This is a genomic window from Azospirillum sp. B506 (assembly GCF_000333595.1).
In the GTDB taxonomy this organism is placed as follows: domain Bacteria; phylum Pseudomonadota; class Alphaproteobacteria; order Azospirillales; family Azospirillaceae; genus Azospirillum.
In genome coordinates this window covers 1-1,102 of sequence record NZ_BADK01000631.1, presented here as the reverse complement: position 1 = coordinate 1,102, position 1,102 = coordinate 1, and the positions used below count along the sequence as shown (strand labels likewise).

General features: G+C 56.6%; 1 pseudogene. It reads right to left on the bottom strand.

Features of this window, described 5'->3' with window-relative positions:
• Positions 1–591 (bottom strand): annotated as a pseudogene (locus I71_RS18845) (hypothetical protein); the annotation flags it as partial.
• Between the last annotated feature and the right edge of the window lie 511 nt (positions 592–1,102).

The following is a 1,102-nucleotide window of genomic DNA, read 5'->3' as shown; positions in this document are numbered from 1 at the left end:
GACTGTCCAGGGCGTGGCGGCGATCTCCAGCGCTTTTCCGGACAGATACAGTGTGCGCGACAGCCCCCGCAGGGGACAGGCGGCGACTTGCGCGCACAGCGCCCTCACCGCCGCCGATGCCCCGGTCACGGCGAGGCTGGGGCCGGTTCCCCCCTTCGGCGCGTCCCTCAACCGCTCGAACACCGAGGGAAGGCGATCCTTGACGGTCGACGCCGACAGGCTGATCGCCGTGAACTGCATCCGGCTCCCGGCCGGAAAGGATTGCATCCCCTCGCAGTCGTCCTCGTTCCACACCGCGCAGATGCAGGGGCCGACGATCCTGGTCTTTTCACAGTTGGGCAGCTTGCATAGCAACTCGCTGTTGTCGACGATGACCAACTTCAACCCTTTGGTCAGGGGTTCAGTTTCCCATGCGGAGGAAGGAGCGCAGATATGGCCGCATGTCAGCGAGACCGTGCCGTCGTAGAAGGATGCGACACCGCCGCCGCCGGACGCCGCTGGACCTGCCGTGTTGCCGATTTCGTGCGCTCTTTCAACCATGAAGCCGTACCCCACATCCAAAGACACCCATTCGGGGATGGGATGCCCCAATCATATCCATCCCGCACTTAATTGAGAATGATAATTAATATCAATTGTAAGCACTCCTTTTCGGGATCGCGAACCGATCCCGACAAAAATACATTCTTGCAATGTGATAAATATATAAAGACATATTTTTATAGATAGATAATCATAATACTCAGATTTCATTCAACAAATCATCAAAATCCACAATGATCCAGAGGTATATATGTAGAAAACCCATCGCGACTGCGATGAATCGGACTGTAGCGGCCGAACGCCGGGGGCGTGAGGATTTGGAGCGATCCGACAAGCACAGGAGCCCGCTCGCGATCGAAAGAATGAGTGCGGCAACCAAAAATGATAGTCATTCTCATTTGCAATTGATGCCGATACACAGGGGCCGAAGGCGGAATTGCCTGTATCGAGCGCATTCGCGCCGACCCTTCCCGGCCCTGCAATGGTTCCGCGCTCTCCGGTGGGCGGCTTTGCAAATCGCACGCGGATGCCTTCAAGTCATTTCGGAGACGCTGCCATG